Source organism: Streptomyces sp. NPDC049577 (assembly GCF_040675635.1).
GTDB lineage: Bacteria > Actinomycetota > Actinomycetes > Streptomycetales > Streptomycetaceae > Streptomyces.
The window spans coordinates 1-20,984 of sequence record NZ_JBFAPH010000075.1 but is presented as its reverse complement, the minus strand read 5'-3'; the positions used below and the strand labels follow the sequence as shown (position 1 = coordinate 20,984).

Sequence of the window (20,984 nt, the reverse complement as noted above, 5' to 3'; positions counted from 1 at the left end):
GGCGTACGGCACACCCCCGCGCACGACCGGAGGGCGCACCGGCCCGGACGACGTCCCCCGCGACGCCACGGGCGCCGCCCGGGGCGCGGCGACCGAGCCGGACGGCGCCTACGACCGCGAGCGCTGCGGCAACTCCTCCGGACGGATCCTGCTGTCCCTGGACGACTGGGCCTACAACGACCCCGAACGGGCGGTCCGCGTCGGCGCCCAGCTCCAGGCGCAGGGCATCCGCGCGGCCTTCTTCCTGATCAACAAGTACGCCTCCCAGTACCCGCAGATCGTCAGCACCCTGCGCCAGCAGGGCCACTGGGTCGGCAACCACTCCTGGTCCCACCGCCGGCTGACCGGCCTGACCGAGCAGGAGCTCCGTGAGGAGATCGGCAACGGTCTCACCAGCAACGTGCTGCGCCCGCCCTACGGCGACGTGGGCGAGCGCGAGCGGGAGGTCGCCGCCGAGCTGGGGTACCGGATCTGCAACTGGACCATCGACACCGTCGACTGGCAGGCGACCGGCGGCGCCCCCCGCAGCGTCGACGCCATCCGGGCGGCCGTGCGGGACGCGACGCCCGAGGAGAAGCGCAACGGCGTCGTCCTCGGCCATCTCTTCAGCAACTTCCCCGACGCGCTGCCCGGCATCATCAGCGACCTCCACGAGCAGGGCTACCACTTCTGCCGCAACACCGGTCCGGTGACCGACCAGATGCCCATCCCGCTGACCTGCTGAGCGGCCGTCACCCGTAGAGCAGATACTTCGCCCGGACGGACCGGAACGCCCTCAGCTCCTCGCGCCAGGAACCGATCACCGAGTCGGTGTCGGCCCCCCGGTCGATCAGCGTGCGGACCCGGGGCGAACCGGTGAGCTTGTCGATGAACCGGTCCGGGCGCCACGCGAACCCGCTCCACGTCCGCTTGGCGGTGACCAGCAGCGCGATGCCGGTGCGGACGGGATCGAACGCGGCGCGGTCGTGCACGTGGATCTGCAGACCGCCCATCGTCCGGCCCTGATGGGCGCCGAACGTGGGCACGAAGTACGCCTCGCGGAAGTGCACCCCCGGCAGCCCGGCGGCGTTGGCCGCCCGGGCCCAGCGGCCGTCGAGGCCCTCGGCACCCAGCATCTCGAAGGGCCGGACCGTGCCGCGCCCCTCCGACATGACGGTGCCCTCGAACAGCCCGGTGCCCGAGTAGACCAGGGCCGTGTCGGGAGTGGCCATGTTCGGGCTCGGCGGCACCCACGGCAGCCCCGTGACGTCGAAGAAGTCGTGGCGCCGCCAGCCCGACATCCGCACGACCGCCAGCTCGACGGCCCTGCCGGCCGCGGCCGGCACGAACTCGCCGTTGTAGAGCAGGGCCAGCTCGGCGACGGTCATCCCGTGGTGCTGCGCGATCGGGGCCCGGCCCACGAACGTGGCGTACGCGGGGTCGAGCACCGGCCCGTACGCGTCGCGGCCGGTCACCGGGTTGGGCCCGCCGGAATCAACCGCCCGAGTGAGCGGAGGCCCCGTGCTCCTGGTCGTGCTGGGATGCCTGCTGCTGATCGTGTCCACGCCCGTGGCCACCATGGCGTGGATCTTCGGCCGTGACGAACGGCGCCTGAAGAAGCGGGGCCGGGCGGTGTCGGCCGTCTGTACGGAGCACATCTACCGGGACTCGGTGACCCCGGTGTACGTGCGCTGTGCCTTCCCCGCCGACGGCCACGGGGAGACCGACGCGCGGGTGCTCGCTCCCAGGCCGGCACCGGAGGTGGGCGACTCCTTCACCGTGCTGTACGACCCGGAGAGCCCGCGCATCGCGCAGAGCGCGTACGGACTGCGGCATCCGTTCGCGTCGATCCTGCTGGTCTCCTCCACGGGCGCCGTCGTCGCCGGACTGCTGCTCGGCGGGGCGGGCGCGCTGCTCCGGGGGTGACCGCGTTCACCACGGCCTGGCGACCAGCACGGCCCTCAGCCGAAGAACAGCGACAGTTCCTCGGCCGAAGGCCGGCTGTGCCGCACGGCGGCGTCGCCCGGCGACGGCTCGTCGTTCGCCCCGGTCCACTCGCGTGTGTCCGGCCGGGGCACCGGTTCGGGAAATTCCGGCTGCTCCGCGTCCGGATCCCCGTTGACGACGGACGTCATCCAGTTGGCCGCCGCCAGGTGGTCCGTGACGGCCGCCAGGAGGTGTTCGGTGACGCCCCATTCGACCGCCTCGCCGTGCAGGGCGCGGTTGACCGCGCTGTCGCGCGGAAGGTGCGCGATCAGCACCGAGAGGCGGCGCGTGGAGAGCCGGCCGCGGTGCCAGTCGAGCACGTCCACGCCGTAGTGGCGGAGCAGATCGGCTTCGAGGGCCTCGGCGTGTTCGTCGACGAACGCGTCGAGGCTCAGCCTTCCCCCAGGCCGAGCCCAGTCTCCTTGCCGTACGCCTCCAGGATCGCGGCGATGTCCTGCATCGTCACGTCGTGCCGGCCGAGGCGGGCGAACTGCTGCTCGCCGAGGAGCAGTGCGAGCAGCCCGTCGACGTCGTTGTCGTCGAGCTCGCGCAGCGCGCGGGCGGTCTGCCGGGTCAGCTCGGTCGGCAGCTCGAAGGTGTCGTCGTCGATCTGGAAGGTCCAGGCGTGGCCGAGCGCCTCCAGGCGCTGGGCGCGGGCCGCGTTGACGTTGAAGGAAGCCATGGGCGGTCAACTCCTCGGATGGGGCGGTGCGGAAGGTCCAAAGGGGCCGCCGGGCCCCGGCGCGGCACGCTCGGTGCGGCCGGGGCCCGGCGGCGGGGCGGCTGTGCGGGAGCCGCCGGACGGGTGTTACGCGTACGCCTTGTCCTTCATCAGGATCGTGGCGAGCGGCGTCTTGCCGTCCTCGACGGCCAGCGCGGTGAAGGTGACCCCGAGCTTGATGGCGCCCGTGCGGGTCATGGCGATCTCCTCGGTCTCGGTGACCTGACCGCGCGGGATGATGAAGCGGTAGGTGATGTCCTTGCCGTCGGCGAACTCGATGCCCAGCTGCCGCTCGTCCTTCTGCGGGCTGGCCTGCAGGCCGAAGCTGTACTGGTCGACCGGCGCCGGGTTGCCGGACAGCGGGGCGGCCTTGTCGCCGCCCATGAAGAAGGACAGCGTGTCCTTGTTCATCTGGAGCAGCTGGAACTTCACCGTCAGGTCGCGGTCGGAGAAGATGAACCGCGCGGGGCTGACCGACTGCCAGGTGTCCACCGGGTCGATCTTGTCCTTCTTGTTGAACTTGATGCCGTCGGTCGTGGTGTAGCCGAGGTCGACCCAGTCGGTGCCCCACGGGGCGTCGACCGTCGCCGGGGCGGGCTTGCTGAGGTCGGCCACCAGGATGCGACCGGTGCCGGCCACCCGGATCTCGGAACCCTTGTTTCCAGCCATGCGTGAACTCCTCGGATGAGTCGTGTCGGAGAGTGGTGCGGATATGGCGAAGGCCCCGCCGCTTCGCGGCAGGGCCCGTACGGGGTGAGGCCGGTGGCCTCAGCTGGGGCGGATCGACAGCCGCACCGTGGAGAGGTAGCGGTTGCCCGCCGGGCGGTTGTAGTCGGGCAGCCAGCGCGGCCCGTCCTCCTCGGCGACATCGGTGACGTACGCCGTGCCGTAGCTCGTGTCGCGCACCTGGAGGAGCGCGGCGCGGGCCGCGAGGGCGACGCCGTGGGCGGTGGTCTTGTCCGGGCCGTAGACCTCCAGGTCGACCAGCGGCTGGTCGAGGTGCCGGTCGTCGATCCAGGCGCCGCCGGAGCGGGAGACCAGGACGGCCTTCTGGGTGCCGTCGAAGCCGCCGGGCGGCCTGTTGTCGACGAGCACGCCCGCCAGTTCGGCACGGTTCTTCAGGTGGTCCACGACGAGGCGTTCCACGTCGGGGAAGGCGAGCAGGGCATCACTCACATGCGTGCTCCTTGCCGGAGAGGTGAGATGAGCGGAGGCGCGCGTCCGTACGCGTCGTGGATGGAGGGACGGAATGCCTACGGACAGGCGCGCACATGCGAAACGGCGGGCTGTCCAAGCGAGTTGGGCACAGCTCCGCCGCTGCATCGAGTGTGAACGAGAACGCGCGAGCGCGCAACCACCAATTTTTCCTGCGCGCTGCGCGGCACGCCGGAGCGCCGCCGTTCACATGCCGCTCAGTGGGCCGTACGGTGCCGAGCAGACACACGAAGAGGCCCCCGCCGCATCGCATGATGCGGCGGGGGCCGTGGTCCGGATCCGCTCGTCTACCGCGCCAGTTCGTGCGCTCGGCGCGTGTTCCGCTCTGCCGCGAAGATGTCCTCCAGCCGGAACAGCTGCGCCCTGCCCTGCTTGCCGGCCGGACGCAGATGGCCCTGCTGTACCCACTTCCGAATGGTCGCGGCGGACACGCCCACCTCGAGGGCGGCCAGCGCGCCCGGCAGCAGGCCCGCGATCACCGCGCCTCCCCGGCCGCGGCGGCCAGCGTCTCCAGCGCTACGCCGGCGCGCTCGGCCAGGACGGCCCACTCGGCCTCCGGCCAGGTGTGCCGGTAGGCCGTGCCGGCGCCGCAGCCGCAGTCCGCGTTCCCGCAACGGCAGCCGGGATTGACACACAGCACGGCCCGCCGCGCGGGGAAGGCGCGCAGGGACACCGAGTCGCACCACGGGCAGCGTCCGGCAACCCGTACGAGCGGCTCGGCCTCGCCGAGCGCACGGCCGCAGCGGCGGGCCATTCGCCGCACCTCGCTGAGGACGTGCTCCGCGAGCACCTCGTCCTCGCCGACGCGGTCCAGCAGGGCGGCGATGCGCCGCAGCCGCTCGGGCACCCGCGCCTTGCGGGGCCGGCCGCGTCCGAGACGCTCCAGGACGGCCTCTTCGAGCTCGACGACACCGTCGGTGATGTCCCGCACCGCGTCGGACACGTGCAGCCGGACGGGCGCGGAGCCGCCCGTGCGGGCGGGGCCGCGGGGCGCGCTCGCCGGGCGGGCGGAGCGGCCGGGGGCGAGTTCCGCGAGAAGCTCGGGGAACTGGCTCAGCAGGAGGTCGATCCAGACACGTGCGCGGGCAGCTGCGGTGGCGTTCTCGTTCATGGCAGGGGCACCTCACGGCCGTTCCGGAGCCCGCCCGCCGCGGACGCCACCGGGCCGGTGCTCCGGCGGGGGCCGCGGCCCGCGAGCGGGCTCACCATTTCGGACAGTTGTTGCACATGCGCAACGCGGTGGGGTGCGGGAAGCCCGCCCCGGTGGCACCACCGGGCGTCCGAGGTCCGCACGCGCTGCGTGAAGGAGGCGGAGAGAGACGGATGGGAAAGACCAGCCGAACACACTTGCGGTTGTGGAGAAATTTTCACACGTTGCGATCTCGCACGCAACTAACTTTCTCTTCACAGCCTCTCCACAGCCCTCATCCCGGGATCCGGTCCGGCCACCCCCTGAGCCACCTTTCGCTCGCGCACGCGCGTTAGCCTGGTGCGCGGATGGCGATGGAGGGAGCGGTAGGGGCGATGAAGGACACCACGGACACCCTGGAGGAATTCGCGGCCTGGGTGGAGGACTTGATGCGGGCCCGCGGCTATGACATCGACCACCCGAGGGGAGGCGGCCGGTCCAAGGTCGCCGACGACGCGGGGGTCCACCGCGCGGCCGTCACCCGGCTGCTGCAGCGGCAGAGCATGCCCGACCTGGCGACGATGCGCGGCCTCGCCCGCGCCCTCGGCGTCTCCGTCCGGGACATGCTGATCAGGTCGGGCAAGCTGTCGGAGAACGACCTGCCCCTGCCCGTGACGTACGCTCGGCAGAGGGCCACCGGCAGCCCGGGCATCACGCTGGAAGAGGCCGCCGACCTCCTCGGGATTCCCGACGAGCGGCGCGCGCTCTTCCTCCAGGTCGCGGCCCCGTTCCTGCCGTTGGGGGAAGGGGCCGCGCACGAGCGGAAGGCGGCGGGCACCGGCTGAGGGGAAGCAGGGGGTAGGCATGGGCAGCGGTCACGGGAGCGGCCGGGGAGCGTCCGAAGACCATCGCCGCGCCGATGGACCGGAGGACTCCGGTCCATCGCGGTCCCGTCCCATCACCGTCGACTCCGGCGAACTCGCCCGGCTCCTCCTGGAGATGGGCCGCGCGACGACCGAGGGTGAGCTCGGCGTGTACCGCCACGACGAGCTGGAGCGCGCCCGTGAGTCCGGCTACGCGCAGGGCTGGCAGGACGCCATGCGCCATGTCGCCGAGCAGGGCGCGGCCGACACCCAGACCGCCACGCTCGCCGACGTCGTGGCGCTGATCGACGCCCCGCTGCCCTCCCCGCGCGCGAGCGACATGCGCACCCAGGAACCCCTGATGCCGCATCGCAAGCGAAAACGCGACGACCAGCGCTCGGGCTGACTCCGCGCCCTCCACGGCCGTACGGACCGCCCGGCACCACCCGGCATCCCTGCGGCCTCAGATCAGACCGTGCTCCTCCAGATAGTCCAGCTGGGCCCGCACCGACAGTTCGGCCGCCGGCCACAACGACGGGGCGACGTCCGCGTAGACATGCGCGACGACCTCGGGCGCCGTGCGGTGGCCGTTCTCGACCGCCGTTTCCACCTGGGCCAGTCGCTTGGCACGGTGGGCGAGGTAGAACTCGACGGCGCCCCGGGCATCCTCCAGCACCGGCCCGTGGCCCGGCAGGATCGTGGTGACGCCCTCGTCGACGGCGAGGGAGCGCAGCCGGCGCAGGGAGTCGAGGTAGTCGCCGAGGCGACCGTCCGGGTGGGCGACGACCGTGGTGCCGCGGCCGAGCACGGTGTCGCCGGTGAGCAGCGCCCCGTCCGCCGGGAGGTGGAAGCAGAGCGAGTCGGCGGTGTGCCCCGGCGTGGACACGACGTGCAGCTCCAGGCCGCCCGTGGTGATGACGTCACCGACGCCGAGCCCCTCTCCGCCGAGCCGCAGGGCCGGGTCCAGCGCCCGGACCTTCGTACCGGTCATCTCGGCGAAGAGGGCGGCACCGCCGGAATGATCGGGATGGCCGTGGGTGAGGAGGGTCAGGGCGACGCGCCGGCCCGCGGCCTCGACCGTGGCCACGACCTCGCGGAGGTGACCCTCGTCGAGCGGGCCCGGATCGACGACCACCGCCAGGTCGGAGCCGGGTTCGGCGAGGATCCAGGTGTTGGTGCCGTCCAGCGTCATGGCCGACGGATTGGGCGCGAGCACGCTCGTCGCGCGGTCGGTGGCCGGGCCGCCGAGGGCGCCTTCGCGCGGCCGGCCGGGCTGGTCGGTTGCGTACGTCATGCCTCGGCTCCCGGAATTCCCGAAGTATCTGGTCGGCCCGCCGTACCGGGTGGCGCGTGCGGCGGGATGTGCTTGGTGAACTCGTCGTGCCCGGGCCAGCTGAGCACGATCTCGCCCCCGTCGAGCCTGGCCCGCGCCAGGACGGGCGTGAGGTCCCGCTCCCCCGCCGCGTCCAGCACCTCGCCCACGGTCGCGTAGGGGCGCAGTGAGCGCAGGGTGGAGATGGTGGGCGGCATCATCAGCAGCTCGCCCCGGTCGTAGCCGTCCGCGGCCTCGGCGGGGGCGGCCCACACGGCGCGGTCGGCCTCCGTCGAGGTGTTGGACGTGCGCTGGCCCTCGGGGAGCGCGGCGACGAAGAACCAGGTGTCGTAGCGGCGCGGTTCGAACTCCGGGGTGATCCAGCGCGCCCAGGCGCCCAGCAGATCGCTGCGAAGCAGCAGGCCACGCCGTTCGAGGAAGTCCGCGAAGGAGAGCTCACGGCTGACGAGGGCCGCCCGGTCCGCCTCCCAGTCGGCACCCGTGATGTCCGCGACGACCGTGTCCGGAGCCGGGCCCGCCAGCAGCACACCGACCTCCTCGAAGGTCTCGCGGACGGCGGCGCAGACGATCGCCTGGGCGGCCGCCGGGTCGACCCCGAGCCGGACGGCCCACTCCGTGCGCGAAGGACCCGCCCAGGGCACATCGCGCTCGTCCCGCGGGTCGACCCCGCCGCCCGGGTACGCGTACGCGCCCCCGGCGAAGGCCATGGAGGCGCGGCGGCGCAGCAGATGAACGGCGAGCCCGCCGGAGCCGCCGCGCAGCAGCAGCACGGTCGCGGCGCGTCTGGGCGCCACGGGCTCCAGCTCACCGCGCGAGAGCGCTCTGATCCGGTCCGGCCACTCCGGCGGGTACCACTGGCCGTTCGAAGTCGACATGGCCGGATGCTATGCGCTCACGCGCTGATGTTCGAGAGCACCACGGTGCCGGACGGCCGCCCGGCCGGTGAGCCTCAGTCCGCGATCTCGACCTGGATCTCGACCTCCACCGGCGCGTCCAGCGGCAGCACCGCCACACCGACGGCCGAGCGCGCGTGCACGCCCTTGTCGCCCAGGATGGCGCCCAGCGTCTCGGAGGTGCCGTTGATGACACCCGGCTGGCCGGTGAAGTCCGGGGCGGAGGCCACGAAGCCCACGACCTTGACCACCCGGACGATCTTGTCCAGGTCGCCGACGACCGACTTCACGGCAGCGAGGGCGTTGAGCGCACAGGTCGCCGCGAGCTCCTTGGCCTGCTCCGGGCTCACCTCGGCGCCGACCTTGCCCGTCATCGGGATGGCACCGCCCACCATGGGCAGCTGGCCGGAGGTGAACACGTACGCGCCGGAGCGCACGGCCGGCTGGTACGCGGCCAGCGGCGGCACGACCTCCGGCAGTGTCAGCCCGAGCTCGGCGATGCGGCTCTCGACGGCGCTCACTGCTTTTCCCGCTTGAGGTAGGCCACCAGCTGCTCCGGGTTGTTCGGACCGGGCACGACCTGGACGAGCTCCCAGCCGTCCTCGCCCCAGGTGTCCAGAATCTGCTTGGTCGCGTGCACCAGAAGCGGCACGGTCGCGTATTCCCACTTGGTCATGGGCCGACTGTAACGCCTGCCACCGACAGGCCCGTGCGTAGCCCGCGTGGCGCCCGCCCGGAGACCGCCGCGCCGCTCGCCGGCATCCGACCGGCCGACGACCGGCCGACGACCGGCCGATGACCGGCCGATGACCGGCCGATGACCGGCACCGGATTCGGACAGCTTCGGACGGGTCCCGGCGGGCGCGGCGGCCAACCGGGCACGAGGGAGCCCCCCGCACGGCCCCTCGCCTCCACGGGTGCCTCGCGGAACCGCGCTCCCCAGCGGCGTGACCGTCCTCACGGCCCGGACGACCTCATGTCGCCACCTGACGCCACGTGGACGTTGCCGACGAATTAGGCTCCGAATCATGAGCAGGCTCCATGTCGTCAGCGGCAAGGGCGGTACCGGCAAGACGACGGTCGCCGCGGCCCTCGCCCTCGCCCTCGCCGCCGAGGGCAAACGCACCCTGCTGGTCGAGGTCGAGGGCAGACAGGGCATCGCCCAGCTCTTCGAGACGGAGCCGCTGCCCTACGAGGAGCGGAAGATCGCCGTGGCGCCCGGCGGGGGCGAGGTGTACGCGCTCGCCATCGACGCCGAACGGGCCCTCCTCGACTACCTGCACATGTTCTACAAGCTCGGCACCGCCGGCCGCGCGCTGAAGAAACTCGGCGCGATCGACTTCGCGACCACCATCGCCCCCGGCCTGCGGGACGTCCTGCTGACCGGCAAGGCGTGCGAGGCGGTGCGCCGCAAGGACCGCACGGGCCGCTTCGCCTACGACCACATCGTCATGGACGCGCCGCCGACCGGCCGGGTCACCCGCTTCCTCAACGTCAACGACGAGGTCGCCGGCCTGGCGCGGATCGGTCCGATCCACAACCAGGCGCAGGCCGTGATGCGCGTGCTCAAGTCTGCCGAGACGGCGGTGCACTTGGTGACCCTCCTGGAGGAGATGCCGGTGCAGGAGACCGTGGACGGCATAGCGGAGCTGCGCGCCGCGCAGCTGCCCGTGGGCGGCGTCGTCATCAACATGGTGCGCCCGGAGATACTCGACACGGCGTCCGTCGAGGCCGCAGCGAACGGCCGGCGCGCGGAGGTCGCGAGCGCCCTCGCGCACGCGCTGGAGCGCACGGACCCCTCCGGAGCCGACGGCGACGGCGGCAACGCCGACGGCGCGGCACTCGCCGAACCGCTGGTCGGACCGCTGCTGGAGCAGGCCCGCGAGCACACCGAGCGGCTCGCCCTGGAGCGGCGCGGTCGCGCCGACATCGCCCGGCTCGGGCTGCCCACGTACGAACTCGGACTGCTCGGCGACGGAGTGGACCTCGCGGGCCTCTACCGCATGGCACGCGAGCTGCGCGGGCAGCTGGACGAACGGGGCCGGACACATCCCGCGGACACAGCAGACACAAGGGGGGCCCGGTGAGCCTCGATGCCCCGGCCGTGCTCGACATCGATCCCGTCCTCGACGACCCCGGCACCCGCATCGTCGTGTGCTGCGGCTCCGGCGGCGTCGGCAAGACCACGACGGCGGCCGCCCTCGGCCTGCGGGCGGCGGAACGCGGCCGGAAGGTCGTCGTCCTCACCATCGACCCGGCCCGCCGACTCGCCCAGTCGATGGGCATCGAGGAACTCGACAACGTGCCGCGCCGGGTGCCCGGCATCGACTCCTCGGCCGGCGGCGAGCTGCACGCCATGATGCTGGACATGAAGCGGACCTTCGACGAGATCGTCGAGGCGCACGCCGACAAGGAGCGCGCCCGGGCGATCCTGGAGAACCCCTTCTACCAGTCCCTGTCGGCCGGCTTCGCCGGAACGCAGGAGTACATGGCCATGGAGAAGCTCGGCCAGCTGCGCGCCCGCGACGAGTGGGACCTCATCGTCGTCGACACCCCGCCGAGCCGCTCGGCGCTCGACTTCCTGGACGCGCCCAGCAGGCTGGGCTCCTTCCTGGACGGCAAGCTCATCAAGGTGCTCATGGCGCCCGCGAAGCTCGGCGGCCGGGCCGGCATGAAGTTCCTGGGCGTCGGCATGTCCGTGATGAGCGGCCCGCTGAACAAGCTGATGGGCGCACAGCTGCTGCGCGACGTCCAGACGTTCGTGGCGGCCATGGACACCATGTTCGGCGGCTTCCGCACCCGGGCGGACGCCACATACCGGCTGCTCCAGGCACCCGGTACGGCGTTCCTCGTGGTCGCCGCGCCCGAGCGGGACGCGCTGCGGGAGGCCGCCTACTTCGTGGAGCGGCTGGCCACCGAGCGGATGCCGCTGGCCGGGCTCGTGCTGAACCGTATGCACGGCAGCGCGGCCGCACGTCTGTCGGCCGAACGGGCGCTGGCGGCGGCACAAGCCCTGGATTCGGCCGAGGCTCCGGAGCCGACGGAGGCGTCCGGGGCCTCAGAAACCTCAGGAGCCGCGGAACCGGGGGAAGCACCGGGGGCGGCCGGGCCGGAAGCGGCTGACGGGCGCGGTGGGATCACGCGAACATCGGAATACACAGAAAATCTTGGCGGCTCCGGCATTGTCGATCGTGCCAGCGGGCAGGCTGCCTCACGTACCGCTGACGACCCTGGCACCGCCACTCCCACCGACACGTCCTCTCCCGAGATCGGCTTCCCCCAGCCTGTGTCCTCCGGAGCACCGGTGGCGTCCGGGCACTCGGCGGTATCGACCATGACGGCAGCGGCCGAGGCTTCGACGGCGACCGCGGCGACCTCCGAGCGACTCGCCGCCGGTCTGCTGCGGCTGCACGCCGAACGCATGCGGGTGCTCGACCGTGAGCGCCGCACCCGCGACCGCTTCACGGCCCTGCACCCGGACGTGCCGGTGGCGGAAGTGGCCGCTCTGGCCGGTGATGTGCACGATCTCGTCGGCCTGCGCGCGATCGGCGAGCGCCTGGCCCAGCAGTAGCGCTTCGCGCGGGTGGGCTGTCTTCGGCATGCTCGTGCTCTGCCGCGGCGCGGGAGGACGCCGTCAGGGCGGACCCAGGATCTTGGCGTGCTGGGATCTGGGCGTACTGAGGCTCTGGGCGTGCTGCGGCGGGTGTGCTGAGGCAGTGCCTGCTCGCGGCCGGGTTTGGTCACGGCCGGGCTTGCTCGCTACTGGTAGGTCCTACCGGCAGGGCGGGGCCAACCGTACGGCGTGGGTTCCGAGAGGGTGACCACCGCGGGCGGGCCGACGGCCCGGCGGTCTATCCCACCGCCGCGTACTGCCCGTACTCCTCCTCGCCGAGCGCGAGGATGCCCGCCCCGCGCTCGTATTCCGTGCGGGCGGTCTCCAGGAGGCGGCGCCACGACGTGACCGTCGGCCGGCGGCGCAGAAGGGCACGGCGCTCGCGCTCCGTCATGCCGCCCCAGACGCCGAACTCGACGCGGTTGTCGAGCGCGTCGGCCAGGCACTCGGTGCGCACCGGGCAGCCGGTGCAGACCGCCTTGGCCCTGTTCTGAGCCGCACCCTGAACGAAAAGTTCATCCGGATCGGTCGTGCGGCAGGCGGCCTGCGCACTCCAGTCGGTTACCCAGCTCATGCTGGCGCCGTCCTCTCCCGAATCGAGGCTCCCCCACGGCGGCAGCGGCATATTCACCGTTGCCAGTTGAGGACGTTACGGAAGGCAGACAGGGGGCAACACCCCCTTCGGGCCCAATCTTGAATGGCCCGAACGGACTATGCGTACGCGGCAGATCACCCAACGGAGTGAGCTGACGACATCAGCGACATACCCCTCCAGGTGGGGGCAGTTCACCCGCACCTCAGCGGGCAGCCGGTGACACACGCGGCAATACGGACACGTCTCATCACTCACAAGAGTGAGGACAGAGGTGATGCGGGAGAGCGCCGTCGTGACTGGCGTGAAACAGCGTAGGCGAACACACGGGCGTCTGTCCGCCGAATGAGAACGTAGGCTTCACCCCATGGCTATAAAGCGCTCGGGCGGGGGTCACGGCGTGACCCGGCAGGCCGCGAAGTTCCTCGGTGTCAGCGTCCTCTCGGGAGTGGTACTGGCAGGTCTGGCCCTACCGGGCATCGGCGCGGTCGGCCTGGCGGCCAAGAGCGCGGGTGAAGGGTTCGACGAGATCCCGACGAACCTCAAGACGCCCCCGCTCAGCCAGCGCACCACCATCCTCGACGCCGAGGGCGGCGAGATAGCGAAGGTCTACTCCCGCGACCGCACGGTGGTGCCGCTGAACGACATCTCGCCGTACATGCGCAAGGCCATCGTGGACATCGAGGACGCCCGCTTCTACCAGCACGGCGCGATCGACCTCAAGGGCGTGCTCCGGGCGGTCAACAAGAACGCCCAGTCCGGCGGCGTCTCCGAGGGCGCCTCCACGCTCACCCAGCAGTACGTCAAGAACGTCTTCGTCGAGGAGGCCGGCGACGACCCCGAGAAGGTCGCCGTCGCCACACAGCAGACCATCGGCCGCAAGGTCAAGGAGCTGAAGTACGCGATCCAGGTCGAGAAGGAGCTCGGCAAGGACCGCATTCTGGCCAACTACCTCAACATCACGTTCTTCGGCCAGCAGGCCTACGGCATCGAGGCCGCCTCCCAGCGCTACTTCAGCAAGCACGCCAAGGACCTCACCCTCGGCGAGTCCGCGCTGCTGGCCGGCCTCGTCCAGTCGCCGAGCCGCTACGACCCGGTCAACGACCCCAAGGAGGCCCTCCGCCGCCGGAACATCGTGCTCCAGCGGATGGCGGACCTGAAGCACATCACGCCCGCCGAGGCCTCCGCGGAGCAGGCCAAGCCGCTCAAGCTCAACGTCAGCAGGCCCCGCAGCGGCTGCATCACCGCCGTCAACGGCGCCGGCTTCTTCTGCGACTACGTCCGCCAGGTCTTCCTGCAGGACCCCGCCTTCGGCAAGACGAAGGAGGCCCGCGCCAAGCGCTGGAACCAGGGCGGCCTGACGATCCGCACGACCATGGACCCGCAGACCCAGAAGTCCGTGCAGAAGTCGATCACCGATCACGTCTACCAGAGCGACTCGGTGGCCACCGCGGTGACGATCGTCCAGCCCGGCACCGGCAAGGTGCTCGGCATGGGCCAGTCCCGCCCGTACGGCTTCGGCGACCACCAGACTCAGATCAACCTCTCGGCCGACAAGGCCAAGGGCGGGTCGAACTACGGCTTCCAGGTCGGCTCCACCTTCAAGCCCATCCTCGCGGCCGCCGCCCTGGAGGAGGGCATCTCCCCCAACAAGACGTACTCCTCCCCGTTCTCCATGCCCTACCCGAGCGAGGTGGAGACCTGCGGGAAGCCCTGGAAGAACGGCGGCGGCGAGACCGTCCAGAACGAGAACCGCAGCGAGTCCGGGCCGTACGGGATGCGCGAGGCGACCGCGAAGTCGGTCAACACCTACTTCATCCAGATGATCGAGGACATCGGCATCTGCCCCGTGACGAAGATGGCGGCCAAGCTGGGCGTCAACCCGGCCGACGGCAGCAAGCTCGAGCAGGTGCCGTCGATCGCCCTCGGCACCGAGGGCATGTCGCCGCTCACCATGGCCTCCGCCTACGCCACCTTCGCCAACCACGGCACGTACTGCACCCCCGTCCTGATCGAGTCGGCCACCGACCCGAACGGCAAGGCGCTGCGGGTGCCGAAGACCCAGTGCTCGCGGGCCATGTCCGAGGAGACGGCCAACGCGGTCAACACCCTGCTCAGGGGCGTGGTCGAGGACGGTACGGGCAAGGAGGCCGGACTCTCCGGCCGGGACAGCGCCGGTAAGACCGGTACGACGGACGAGCGCAAGGCCGCCTGGTTCGTCGGCTACACCCCGAACATGGCGGGCGCCGTCTGGGTCGGCGGCCCGGGCTCCAAGGGCGTCGAGATGGAGAACATCACCATCGGTGGCGTCTACCACGACAAGGTCTACGGCGCCGACACCCCCGGCCCCATCTGGCGCGACGCGATGACCGGTGCGCTCGAGGGCCGGCCCGCGCCCGGTTTCGACACGGTCGCGATCGCCGACCCCGACAAGGGCACGGACGACGGCAAGGGCCGCAAGGGCGGCGGCACGGGTGCCGGCGGCGACAAGCCGGGCACCGGAAGCGGGGCCGGCAAGCAGGGCGGCAAGCCCGGCGGGAACAAGCAGGGCAACAAGCCCGGGGGCGGCAAGCACACCCCGGCGCAGGACACCGGCCTGCTGCCGCCGGGCCTGCTCGGCGGCACCGAGGGCGACGACCGGGGCTGACCCGTCGCGCGGCACGTGACGCGGTAGGACGTGAGACAGAAAGAGGGGCGCCCGGACCACGACGGTCCGGGCGCCCCTCTCGCCGTACGCGATCAGCCCGCGAGCAGCCGCTTGACCTCGGCGGCCACCCGGGAGCCCTCGGCGCGGCCCGACACCTTCGGGTTGACGATCTTCATGACGGCGCCCATGGCCTTGGGTCCCTCGGCGCCGGACGCCTTGGCCTCGGCCACCGCCTCCGCGACGATCGCGGACAGCTCCTCGTCGGAGAGCTGCTGCGGCAGGTAGTCGGCGAGCACCTCGCCCTCGGCGCGCTCGCGCTCCGCCTGCTCCGCTCGGCCGCCCTTCTCGAAGGCCTCGGCGGCCTCACGGCGCTTCTTCGCCTCGCGCGTGATCACCTTCAGCACCTCGTCGTCCGAGAGCTCGCGGGCGGCCTTGCCCGCGGTCTCCTCGTAGCCGATCGCGGAGAGGGTGAGACGGAGCGTGGAGGAGCGCAGCTCGTCGCGCGCCTTGATGGCGGCGGTGAGGTCGTCCTGAAGCTTGGACTTGAGCGTGGTCATGCCGCAATCTTCGCATCCCGCCCCCGGCGGTGCCCCGTATTAACGGGCCGACGCGTGCGAGCGGCCACCGTTCCGCCTCTCGTGCCCACAACTCCCTTGCCGGCCCCGGCCCGTGCTCGGACACCCCGGTCCGTCTGCGACGATGGACCGTATGCGTGCGCGATACGGAGTACCCCTGGGGATCACGGCGGTCGGCGCGGCCTGCGTGGCCTATGCCGCCGGTTTCGAAGTCCGTTCCTTCCGGCTGCGCCGGGTCACCGTGCCCGTGCTGCCGCCCGGCATGCGGCCGCTGCGGGTCCTCCAGGTCTCCGACATCCACATGGTCGGCGGACAGCGGAAGAAGCAGCGCTGGCTGCAGTCGCTGGCCGGGCTCCGTCCCGACTTCGTCATCAACACCGGCGACAACCTCTCCGACCCGGAGGGCGTGCCCGAGACGCTGGACGCGCTCGGCCCGCTCATGGACTTCCCCGGGGCGTACGTCTTCGGCTCCAACGACTACTACGGACCCAAGCTGCGCAACCCCGCCCGCTACCTGCTGGAGAAGGCCAGCGGACGGCACGGCCTGAACGGCAACCCCCCGGTCGTCGGAGCGATCCACAACCCGTGGGAGGAGCTGCGCGACGGCTTCGACGCGGCCGGCTGGGTCAACCTGACCAACGCCCGGGGCAGCCTCAAGATCGACGGCCTGGAGATCGCCCTCACCGGCCTCGACGACCCCCACATCAAGCGCGACCGCTACGCCCACGTCGCCGGCGGCCCCCGCGAGGACGCCGACTTCTCCATGGCCGTCGTCCACGCCCCCTACCTGCGCGTCCTCGACGCCTTCACCGCCGACCGCTATCCGCTGATCCTCGCCGGGCACACCCACGGCGGCCAGCTGTGCATCCCCTTCTACGGCGCCCTGGTCACCAACTGCGACATCGACACGGACCGCGTCAAGGGCCTCTCCACCCACCGTGCAGGCGGCCACCGGTCCTACCTCCATGTCTCGGCGGGCTGCGGCACGAACCGCTACACCCCCGTCCGCTTCGCCTGCCCGCCGGAGGCCACCCTCCTCACTCTCGTCCCCCGCGACTGACCCCGCCGCGGCCCTGCTCCGATCCGGTGCCGATCCGATTCCGAGGCCCCCACCTGCGGGGCCCTCGGAATCGGATTTCGCCTCCGGGCTCACGTCCGCTAAAGTAGTCCTCGTTGCTCCGGGGCCCGCGAAAAACGGGAGCCGGTCGCACATCGGGGTGTAGCGCAGCTTGGCAGCGCGCTTCGTTCGGGACGAAGAGGTCGTGGGTTCAAATCCCGCCACCCCGACTTGAGGTCTGGGCCTTGATCCACTGAGTGGATCAAGGCCCAGACTCGTTTCGGGGCCCTTTCCGGACCCTGCACGCGGGCATGGGCCTGGATTTGACTGCCGGTGATCGCTGAGCACAGGATCGATTCCCGGAGGGAAAGACGGCCGCCAGGCCCGTCTGGAGGTCCTTGAGCTGGGGGAAGCGTGATCCGCGTAATCGTCGTCGGTGACCAGGATCTGCTCTGCTCCGGGGTGCAGCGGCTGCTGCAGGACTCCGAGGACCTGAACGCCCTGGCGACATGTCCGGAGGCGGACGCCGTCGGGGCCGTCCGCCGGCACCGGCCGGACGTCGTGGTGCTGAGCAGCGACGATCAGCGGCCTCCGGCCGGGACCCTGAGCACGATCACGGAGCTGCGCGCGCTCCCCGAGCCACCCGAGGTGGCGGTCCTCACCGGCACCGCCGACGGCCGTTTCGTCACCGAGTCCCTCGCCGCGGGTGCGGCCGGCTTTCTGCTCCGGGACATCGCCCCGGAGGACCTGGCGAACGCGGTGCGGCTGGTCGCCTCGGGCAGCAGCGTCCTCGCCCGGCCGGCCTCGCGGGCGGTCGTGAGCGGACTGGGGACCGCCCGGCTCCCCGAGGACGCCCGGGAGCGGGCGGCGGCGCTGACCGACCGGGAGCGGGAGGTGCTCGCCCTGCTGGTCGAAGGGCTGTCCAACGCGGAGATCGGACGGCGGCTGCTGCTGAGCCCCGCGACCGTCAAGGACCACATCAGCGCCATCTATCTGAAGCTGGGCACGGCCAATCGTGTGCGGACGGCCGTCTTCGCGCAGCGTACGGGTGCGGCCCGCCAACCGGAGAGGGCCCAGCCGGAGGGGGCCCGGCCGGCGACGGCCGCCTGAGCGCGGGCTCATTCGGTCAGGCCCTGGACCGGCTTGTGGGTGTGGGCCTCGATGTCGGACGCCGCCGCGTGCAGGAGCTGGTGCGCGAGGTCGGAGAGCGCACGGGCGGCGGACAGCTCGTCGCCGATGTTGGGGACGTTCTCGTCGGCCGGATTGAGGCGCGCCCCTCCCTCGCCGACGAGGGTGCCCGCGTCCTTGCCGGTCAGCCTGGCCTCGGCCTTGGTCATCCGGTCGGCTTCGTTGATGGTGATCTGCACGTTCCAGGTTTTCTCGGCCATGGCACACCTCACAGCTCATAGCGATCGGTCGCACGGAAATGTGGCATGTGTCCCGCGGAGGACGTTGATTTATGCCACACACGACCGTTCCTCACCCATCGAGACTCGTCGACCATAGGGGCGGCCCGCGAGCGAACGGCGCGCGTCGACCGCCAACAGCCCGCATGGATGAGCGAGTTGTCCACAACCGGGGAGTTGTCCACAGCTGCGGTCCGCGGCCGGTTCGTTGTCGGTCGTTCGGCGCAGAATGGGGGCATGACTGAGAGCAACGGGTCCCTGCGGGGCGAGGCGGCCGCGGCCGTGCCGGACTGGGAGAAGCGCTTCCGGGCGCCGCGGGTGGGGTTGCCCGGATGGGCGCGGGAGGCCCCGGACCGGGCGCTGTTCACCTCCAACGCGACGGGGACCTTCGAGCTGTACGCCTGGGACCGGGCCACGGGCGAGCAGCGCCAGGTCACCGACCGGCCGAACGGCACGACCGGCGGAAAGCTGTCACCGGACGGCCAGTGGATCTGGTGGTTCTCGGACACCGACGGGGACGAGTTCGGCAGCTGGGTGCGCCAGCCCTTCCACGGCGGGCCGGACGAGCCGGCCACCCCCGGTCTGGAGCCGTCCTATCCGGACGGACTGGCCCTCGGCCGGGACGGCACGGCGGTGGTCGGACGCTCCACGGACAAGACGGGTTCGTCGGTCCACATCGTGCGGCCGGGCCGGGAGCCCGTGGAGATCTACCGCCACCAGCAGTCGGCGGGGGTCGGCGGCCTGTCCCACGACGGCACGCTGATCGCCATCGAGCACACCGAGCACGGTGACGCCATGCACGCGGCCATCCGCGTGGTGCGGGCGGACGGCACACCCGTGGCCGAGCTGGACGACACCCGCGGCGGCACGGTCGAGCTGGGGCTGTCCGCAATGGGCTTCGCCCCGGTCTCCGGGGACGCCCGGCTGCTGGTCTGCCACCAGCGGCGGGGCCGCTGGGAGCCCCTGCTGTGGGACGCCCTGACCGGCGAGGAGACCCCGCTGGCCGTCGACCTGCCGGGCGATCTCGACGCGGACTGGTTCCCCGACGGCCGGGCGCTGCTCATCGAGCACAGCTACCAGGCCCGCAGCGAGCTGTGGCGGTACGAGCTGGCGGACGGCTCGCTGACCCGGCTCGACACCCCGCGGGGCACGGTCTCGGGTGCGCTGCCGCGCCCGGACGGCACCGTGGAGTTCCTGTGGTCCTCGGCCGCCGAGCCGCCGGTCGTGCGGTCCACCGCGGGGCATGTGGTGCTGACGGCGCCCGCCGTGGCCCACGGGATCGCCAAGGCCCCGGCATCCGTGCCGGTAAGCGACGCCTGGGTGGAGGGCCCCGGGGGCACGGTGCACGCGCTGGTGCAGAAGCCGGAGGGCGAGGGCCCCTTCCCGACCGTCTTCGACATCCACGGCGGCCCCACCTGGCACGACAGCGACGCCTTCGCCGCCGGTCCGGCGGCCTGGGTGGACCACGGCTTCGCGGTCGTGCGGGTCAACTACCGTGGTTCCACCGGCTACGGGCGGGCCTGGACGGACGCGCTCAAGCACCGCGTCGGGCTGATCGAGCTGGAGGACATCGCGGCGGTGCGGGAATGGGCCGTCGCGTCCGGCCTGGCGGACCCGGAGCGGCTGGTGCTGGCCGGCGGCTCGTGGGGCGGCTATCTGACCCTGCTCGGGCTCGGCACCCAGCCCGACGCCTGGGCGCTGGGGCTGGCGGCGGTGCCGGTCGCCGACTACGTCACGGCCTACCACGACGAGATGGAAGCGCTGAAGGCCCTGGACCGCACGCTCATGGGCGGCACCCCCGAGGAGGTGCCGGAGCGCTTCGCCGCCTCGTCACCGCTGACATACGTCGACCGGGTCCGGGCGCCCGTCTACATCTCCGCGGGGATGAACGACCCCCGGTGTCCCATACGTCAGATCGAGAACTACATCGACCGGCTGGAGCGGCGCGGCCACCCGCACGAGGTGTACCGCTACGACGCGGGCCACGGCTCGCTGGTCGTGGAGGAGCGGATCAAGCAGCTCCGGCTGGAGATCGCTTTCGCTGAGCGTCATCTGGGTCGTCCGGACCGTCCTGGGCGGCAGGGTCGGCCGGCTGCCCGTCGGTGATGCCGAGCGCCAGGTCGCGGGCGGCCTCGGCCTCGCGGCGGAACAGCCGGAACCACATGAAGACGACGAAGCCCGCGAAGACGAACCACTCGCCGGTGTAGCCGAGGTTCTGGAACGCCTTGAGGTCCAGGCCGCTGCCCGGCGGGGCGGCGGCGGGCACCGGGGTCATGACCCCCTCGGCGGTGGGGGTCGTGATCCAGGCGTCGTACACCTCGTACGGGACCATGTTGACCAGCGAGGCCGCGCTGATCACGCCGAGCTGGCCCTGCGGCAGCCCGCCGGAGGCGTGCACACCCTTGGAGGTGGGGCTCTCGGAGGCCTGGAGTGCGCCCACCACGGTGACCTGCCCGGTCGGCGGGGCGGGGATCCGGGCGGTGTCGGCCGGGGAGCCCGCGTCGCCGGGCAGCCAGCCACGGACGACGGGCAGGGCCTTGCCGCCGTCCGTGCGGAGCAGGGTGAGGACGTAGAAGCCCTTGTGGTCGCGCAGGTCCCGATCGGGTACGAGCAGTTGGTGCCCTGTGTCGTAACGCCCGGTCGCGCTGGCCCGGCGGCCGGAGGTCTCGGTGCTCACCGGCAGCAGGTCGCTCAGCGGCCGTGCGGCGGCCGAGCGGGCGTCGTCGGCCTGTGTCTGCTGCTCGCGGTGCGAGTCGACGCGCGACTCGAAGCGACCGAGCTGCCAGCTGCCCATGAAGAGGCAGAAGGGGATGGCCAGCACGGTGAAGACGTTGATCCCCCACCAGCGGGGGGTCAGCAGGAACCGATACACACCACCACGGTACGGGCACGAGGCACCGGGACGGCACGGCCTTCTGCTCGGGGGTGTCCTCCGGCTGGAACATGCCCTGCTGGAGCGCCTCCTGGAGCTGCTC

Annotated in this window: 24 protein-coding genes, 1 tRNA gene and 1 pseudogene; 11 read left to right on the top strand and 15 right to left on the bottom strand. The window is 71.9% G+C overall.

All coding sequences use genetic code 11. From position 1 onward, the window contains the following. Positions 1-724, top strand: a 724-nt coding sequence (locus AB0K09_RS11815; protein WP_366065172.1) for a polysaccharide deacetylase family protein, incomplete at its 5' end; no start/stop codon positions are given. Between the two features lie 7 nt (positions 725-731). Here AB0K09_RS11815 and AB0K09_RS11810 read toward each other — a convergent pair. After that, positions 732-1,463 (bottom strand): annotated as a pseudogene (locus AB0K09_RS11810) (DUF1343 domain-containing protein); the annotation flags it as partial. Between the two features lie 37 nt (positions 1,464-1,500). Between AB0K09_RS11810 and AB0K09_RS11805 the strand changes: the two are divergent. Then, on the top strand, positions 1,501-1,905 hold the full coding sequence (locus AB0K09_RS11805; RefSeq protein WP_366065174.1) for a hypothetical protein: 405 nt from the start codon (positions 1,501-1,503) through the stop codon (positions 1,903-1,905). A 35-nt stretch (positions 1,906-1,940) separates the two neighbouring features. Here AB0K09_RS11805 and AB0K09_RS11800 read toward each other — a convergent pair whose 3' ends face one another. The 6 genes from AB0K09_RS11800 to AB0K09_RS11775 all read right to left on the bottom strand — a co-directional run bounded on the left by AB0K09_RS11800 (position 1,941) and on the right by AB0K09_RS11775 (position 5,012). Beyond that, on the bottom strand, positions 1,941-2,291 hold the full coding sequence (locus AB0K09_RS11800; RefSeq protein WP_366065171.1) for a hypothetical protein: 351 nt from the start codon (positions 2,289-2,291) through the stop codon (positions 1,941-1,943). A 65-nt stretch (positions 2,292-2,356) separates the two neighbouring features. Next, the gene (locus tag AB0K09_RS11795) at positions 2,357-2,647 is read right to left on the bottom strand and encodes a hypothetical protein (protein WP_366065170.1); all 291 of its coding nucleotides are present in this window, start codon (positions 2,645-2,647) and stop codon (positions 2,357-2,359) included. Between the two features lie 126 nt (positions 2,648-2,773). Then, positions 2,774-3,355, bottom strand: coding sequence for a phage tail protein (locus AB0K09_RS11790; protein WP_366065169.1), 582 nt, complete (start codon positions 3,353-3,355; stop codon positions 2,774-2,776). Between the two features lie 99 nt (positions 3,356-3,454). Further along, entirely contained in the window at positions 3,455-3,862 is a 408-nt protein-coding gene (locus tag AB0K09_RS11785; protein WP_366065168.1) for a hypothetical protein, read from the bottom strand. Positions 3,863-4,188: 326 nt separating this feature from the next. Next, positions 4,189-4,377, bottom strand: coding sequence for a helix-turn-helix domain-containing protein (locus AB0K09_RS11780; protein ID WP_366065173.1), 189 nt, complete (start codon positions 4,375-4,377; stop codon positions 4,189-4,191). Beyond that, on the bottom strand, positions 4,377-5,012 hold the full coding sequence (locus AB0K09_RS11775) for a hypothetical protein (protein ID WP_366065167.1): 636 nt from the start codon (positions 5,010-5,012) through the stop codon (positions 4,377-4,379). The genes AB0K09_RS11780 and AB0K09_RS11775 overlap by 1 nt, the downstream gene beginning before the upstream one ends. A 413-nt stretch (positions 5,013-5,425) precedes the next feature. Here AB0K09_RS11775 and AB0K09_RS11770 point away from each other — a divergent pair, with 413 nt between their 5' ends. Next, positions 5,426-5,875 carry a helix-turn-helix transcriptional regulator gene (locus AB0K09_RS11770; protein WP_366065166.1) on the top strand — a complete coding sequence of 150 codons (450 nt, stop codon included), beginning with the start codon at positions 5,426-5,428 and terminating at the stop codon, positions 5,873-5,875. A 19-nt stretch (positions 5,876-5,894) separates the two neighbouring features. Then, complete coding sequence (locus AB0K09_RS11765) at positions 5,895-6,299, top strand: hypothetical protein (RefSeq protein ID WP_366065165.1); 405 nt, start codon at positions 5,895-5,897, stop codon at positions 6,297-6,299. A 57-nt stretch (positions 6,300-6,356) separates the two neighbouring features. Here AB0K09_RS11765 and AB0K09_RS11760 read toward each other — a convergent pair whose 3' ends face one another. From AB0K09_RS11760 to AB0K09_RS11745, 4 genes are all read right to left on the bottom strand, one after another. Then, a complete protein-coding gene (locus AB0K09_RS11760) occupies positions 6,357-7,187 on the bottom strand; it encodes an MBL fold metallo-hydrolase (protein WP_366065164.1) in 831 nt (276 codons plus the stop codon). Beyond that, a complete protein-coding gene (locus tag AB0K09_RS11755) occupies positions 7,184-8,101 on the bottom strand; it encodes an NUDIX hydrolase (RefSeq protein WP_366065163.1) in 918 nt (305 codons plus the stop codon). The genes AB0K09_RS11760 and AB0K09_RS11755 overlap by 4 nt, the downstream gene beginning before the upstream one ends. A 74-nt stretch (positions 8,102-8,175) precedes the next feature. Then, positions 8,176-8,640 (bottom strand): RidA family protein, encoded by a 465-nt coding sequence (locus tag AB0K09_RS11750; protein WP_366065162.1) that lies wholly within the window; start codon positions 8,638-8,640, stop codon positions 8,176-8,178. Further along, a complete protein-coding gene (locus AB0K09_RS11745) occupies positions 8,637-8,795 on the bottom strand; it encodes a DUF4177 domain-containing protein (protein WP_003991873.1) in 159 nt (52 codons plus the stop codon). The genes AB0K09_RS11750 and AB0K09_RS11745 overlap by 4 nt, the downstream gene beginning before the upstream one ends. Before the next feature lie 352 nt (positions 8,796-9,147). Here AB0K09_RS11745 and AB0K09_RS11740 point away from each other — a divergent pair, with 352 nt between their 5' ends. Both AB0K09_RS11740 and AB0K09_RS11735 read left to right on the top strand, forming a co-directional pair. Then, positions 9,148-10,206, top strand: coding sequence for an ArsA-related P-loop ATPase (locus AB0K09_RS11740; RefSeq protein ID WP_366065161.1), 1,059 nt, complete (start codon positions 9,148-9,150; stop codon positions 10,204-10,206). After that, positions 10,203-11,690 carry an ArsA family ATPase gene (locus AB0K09_RS11735; protein WP_366065160.1) on the top strand — a complete coding sequence of 496 codons (1,488 nt, stop codon included), beginning with the start codon at positions 10,203-10,205 and terminating at the stop codon, positions 11,688-11,690. The genes AB0K09_RS11740 and AB0K09_RS11735 overlap by 4 nt, the downstream gene beginning before the upstream one ends. A gap of 280 nt (positions 11,691-11,970) precedes the next feature. On the opposite strand, the gene AB0K09_RS11730 is transcribed toward AB0K09_RS11735, so the two are convergent. Next, on the bottom strand, positions 11,971-12,306 hold the full coding sequence (locus AB0K09_RS11730; RefSeq protein ID WP_366065159.1) for a WhiB family transcriptional regulator: 336 nt from the start codon (positions 12,304-12,306) through the stop codon (positions 11,971-11,973). A gap of 385 nt (positions 12,307-12,691) precedes the next feature. Between AB0K09_RS11730 and AB0K09_RS11725 the strand changes: the two genes are divergently transcribed. Then, a complete protein-coding gene (locus AB0K09_RS11725) occupies positions 12,692-14,971 on the top strand; it encodes a transglycosylase domain-containing protein (protein ID WP_366065158.1) in 2,280 nt (759 codons plus the stop codon). 92 nt (positions 14,972-15,063) lie between these two features. On the opposite strand, the gene AB0K09_RS11720 is transcribed toward AB0K09_RS11725, so the two are convergent. Continuing rightward, positions 15,064-15,528: a GatB/YqeY domain-containing protein gene (locus tag AB0K09_RS11720; RefSeq protein ID WP_366065157.1), complete on the bottom strand. Its 465-nt coding sequence runs from the start codon at positions 15,526-15,528 to the stop codon at positions 15,064-15,066. A 151-nt stretch (positions 15,529-15,679) separates the two neighbouring features. Between AB0K09_RS11720 and AB0K09_RS11715 the strand changes: the two genes are divergently transcribed. The 3 genes from AB0K09_RS11715 (at position 15,680) to AB0K09_RS11705 (ending at position 17,713) form a co-directional block, all read left to right on the top strand. Beyond that, entirely contained in the window at positions 15,680-16,606 is a 927-nt protein-coding gene (locus AB0K09_RS11715) for a metallophosphoesterase (protein ID WP_366065156.1), read from the top strand. A 153-nt stretch (positions 16,607-16,759) separates the two neighbouring features. Continuing rightward, positions 16,760-16,833 (top strand) — tRNA-Pro (locus AB0K09_RS11710). Positions 16,834-17,017: 184 nt separating this feature from the next. Next, entirely contained in the window at positions 17,018-17,713 is a 696-nt protein-coding gene (locus AB0K09_RS11705; protein ID WP_366065155.1) for a response regulator transcription factor, read from the top strand. Between the two features lie 8 nt (positions 17,714-17,721). On the opposite strand, the gene AB0K09_RS11700 is transcribed toward AB0K09_RS11705, so the two are convergent. Then, entirely contained in the window at positions 17,722-17,991 is a 270-nt protein-coding gene (locus tag AB0K09_RS11700) for a DUF1876 domain-containing protein (protein WP_366065154.1), read from the bottom strand. 255 nt (positions 17,992-18,246) lie between these two features. On the opposite strand from AB0K09_RS11700, the gene AB0K09_RS11695 reads away from it, so the two are divergent. Then, on the top strand, positions 18,247-20,115 hold the full coding sequence (locus AB0K09_RS11695; RefSeq protein ID WP_366065153.1) for a prolyl oligopeptidase family serine peptidase: 1,869 nt from the start codon (positions 18,247-18,249) through the stop codon (positions 20,113-20,115). On the opposite strand, the gene AB0K09_RS11690 is transcribed toward AB0K09_RS11695, so the two are convergent. Continuing rightward, entirely contained in the window at positions 20,021-20,881 is an 861-nt protein-coding gene (locus AB0K09_RS11690) for an SURF1 family protein (RefSeq protein WP_366065152.1), read from the bottom strand. The two genes, AB0K09_RS11695 and AB0K09_RS11690, sit on opposite strands and share 95 nt — an antisense overlap. Between the last annotated feature and the right edge of the window lie 103 nt (positions 20,882-20,984).

Excerpts from the sequence above, each read along its gene's own strand:
- AB0K09_RS11795 (WP_366065170.1), bottom strand. The coding sequence starts at position 2,647 with ATGGCTTCCTTCAACGTCAACGCGGCCCGCGCCCAGCGCCTGGAGGCG.
- AB0K09_RS11790 (WP_366065169.1), bottom strand. The coding sequence starts at position 3,355 with ATGGCTGGAAACAAGGGTTCCGAGATCCGGGTGGCCGGCACCGGTCGC.
- AB0K09_RS11775 (WP_366065167.1), bottom strand. The coding sequence starts at position 5,012 with ATGAACGAGAACGCCACCGCAGCTGCCCGCGCACGTGTCTGGATCGAC.
- AB0K09_RS11770 (WP_366065166.1), top strand. The coding sequence starts at position 5,426 with ATGAAGGACACCACGGACACCCTGGAGGAATTCGCGGCCTGGGTGGAG.
- AB0K09_RS11765 (WP_366065165.1), top strand. The coding sequence starts at position 5,895 with ATGGGCAGCGGTCACGGGAGCGGCCGGGGAGCGTCCGAAGACCATCGC.
- AB0K09_RS11760 (WP_366065164.1), bottom strand. The coding sequence starts at position 7,187 with ATGACGTACGCAACCGACCAGCCCGGCCGGCCGCGCGAAGGCGCCCTC.
- AB0K09_RS11755 (WP_366065163.1), bottom strand. The coding sequence starts at position 8,101 with ATGTCGACTTCGAACGGCCAGTGGTACCCGCCGGAGTGGCCGGACCGG.
- AB0K09_RS11745 (WP_003991873.1), bottom strand. The coding sequence starts at position 8,795 with ATGACCAAGTGGGAATACGCGACCGTGCCGCTTCTGGTGCACGCGACC.
- AB0K09_RS11740 (WP_366065161.1), top strand. The coding sequence starts at position 9,148 with ATGAGCAGGCTCCATGTCGTCAGCGGCAAGGGCGGTACCGGCAAGACG.
- AB0K09_RS11730 (WP_366065159.1), bottom strand. The coding sequence starts at position 12,306 with ATGAGCTGGGTAACCGACTGGAGTGCGCAGGCCGCCTGCCGCACGACC.
- AB0K09_RS11725 (WP_366065158.1), top strand. The coding sequence starts at position 12,692 with ATGGCTATAAAGCGCTCGGGCGGGGGTCACGGCGTGACCCGGCAGGCC.
- AB0K09_RS11720 (WP_366065157.1), bottom strand. The coding sequence starts at position 15,528 with ATGACCACGCTCAAGTCCAAGCTTCAGGACGACCTCACCGCCGCCATC.
- AB0K09_RS11715 (WP_366065156.1), top strand. The coding sequence starts at position 15,680 with ATGCGTGCGCGATACGGAGTACCCCTGGGGATCACGGCGGTCGGCGCG.
- AB0K09_RS11700 (WP_366065154.1), bottom strand. The coding sequence starts at position 17,991 with ATGGCCGAGAAAACCTGGAACGTGCAGATCACCATCAACGAAGCCGAC.
- AB0K09_RS11695 (WP_366065153.1), top strand. The coding sequence starts at position 18,247 with ATGACTGAGAGCAACGGGTCCCTGCGGGGCGAGGCGGCCGCGGCCGTG.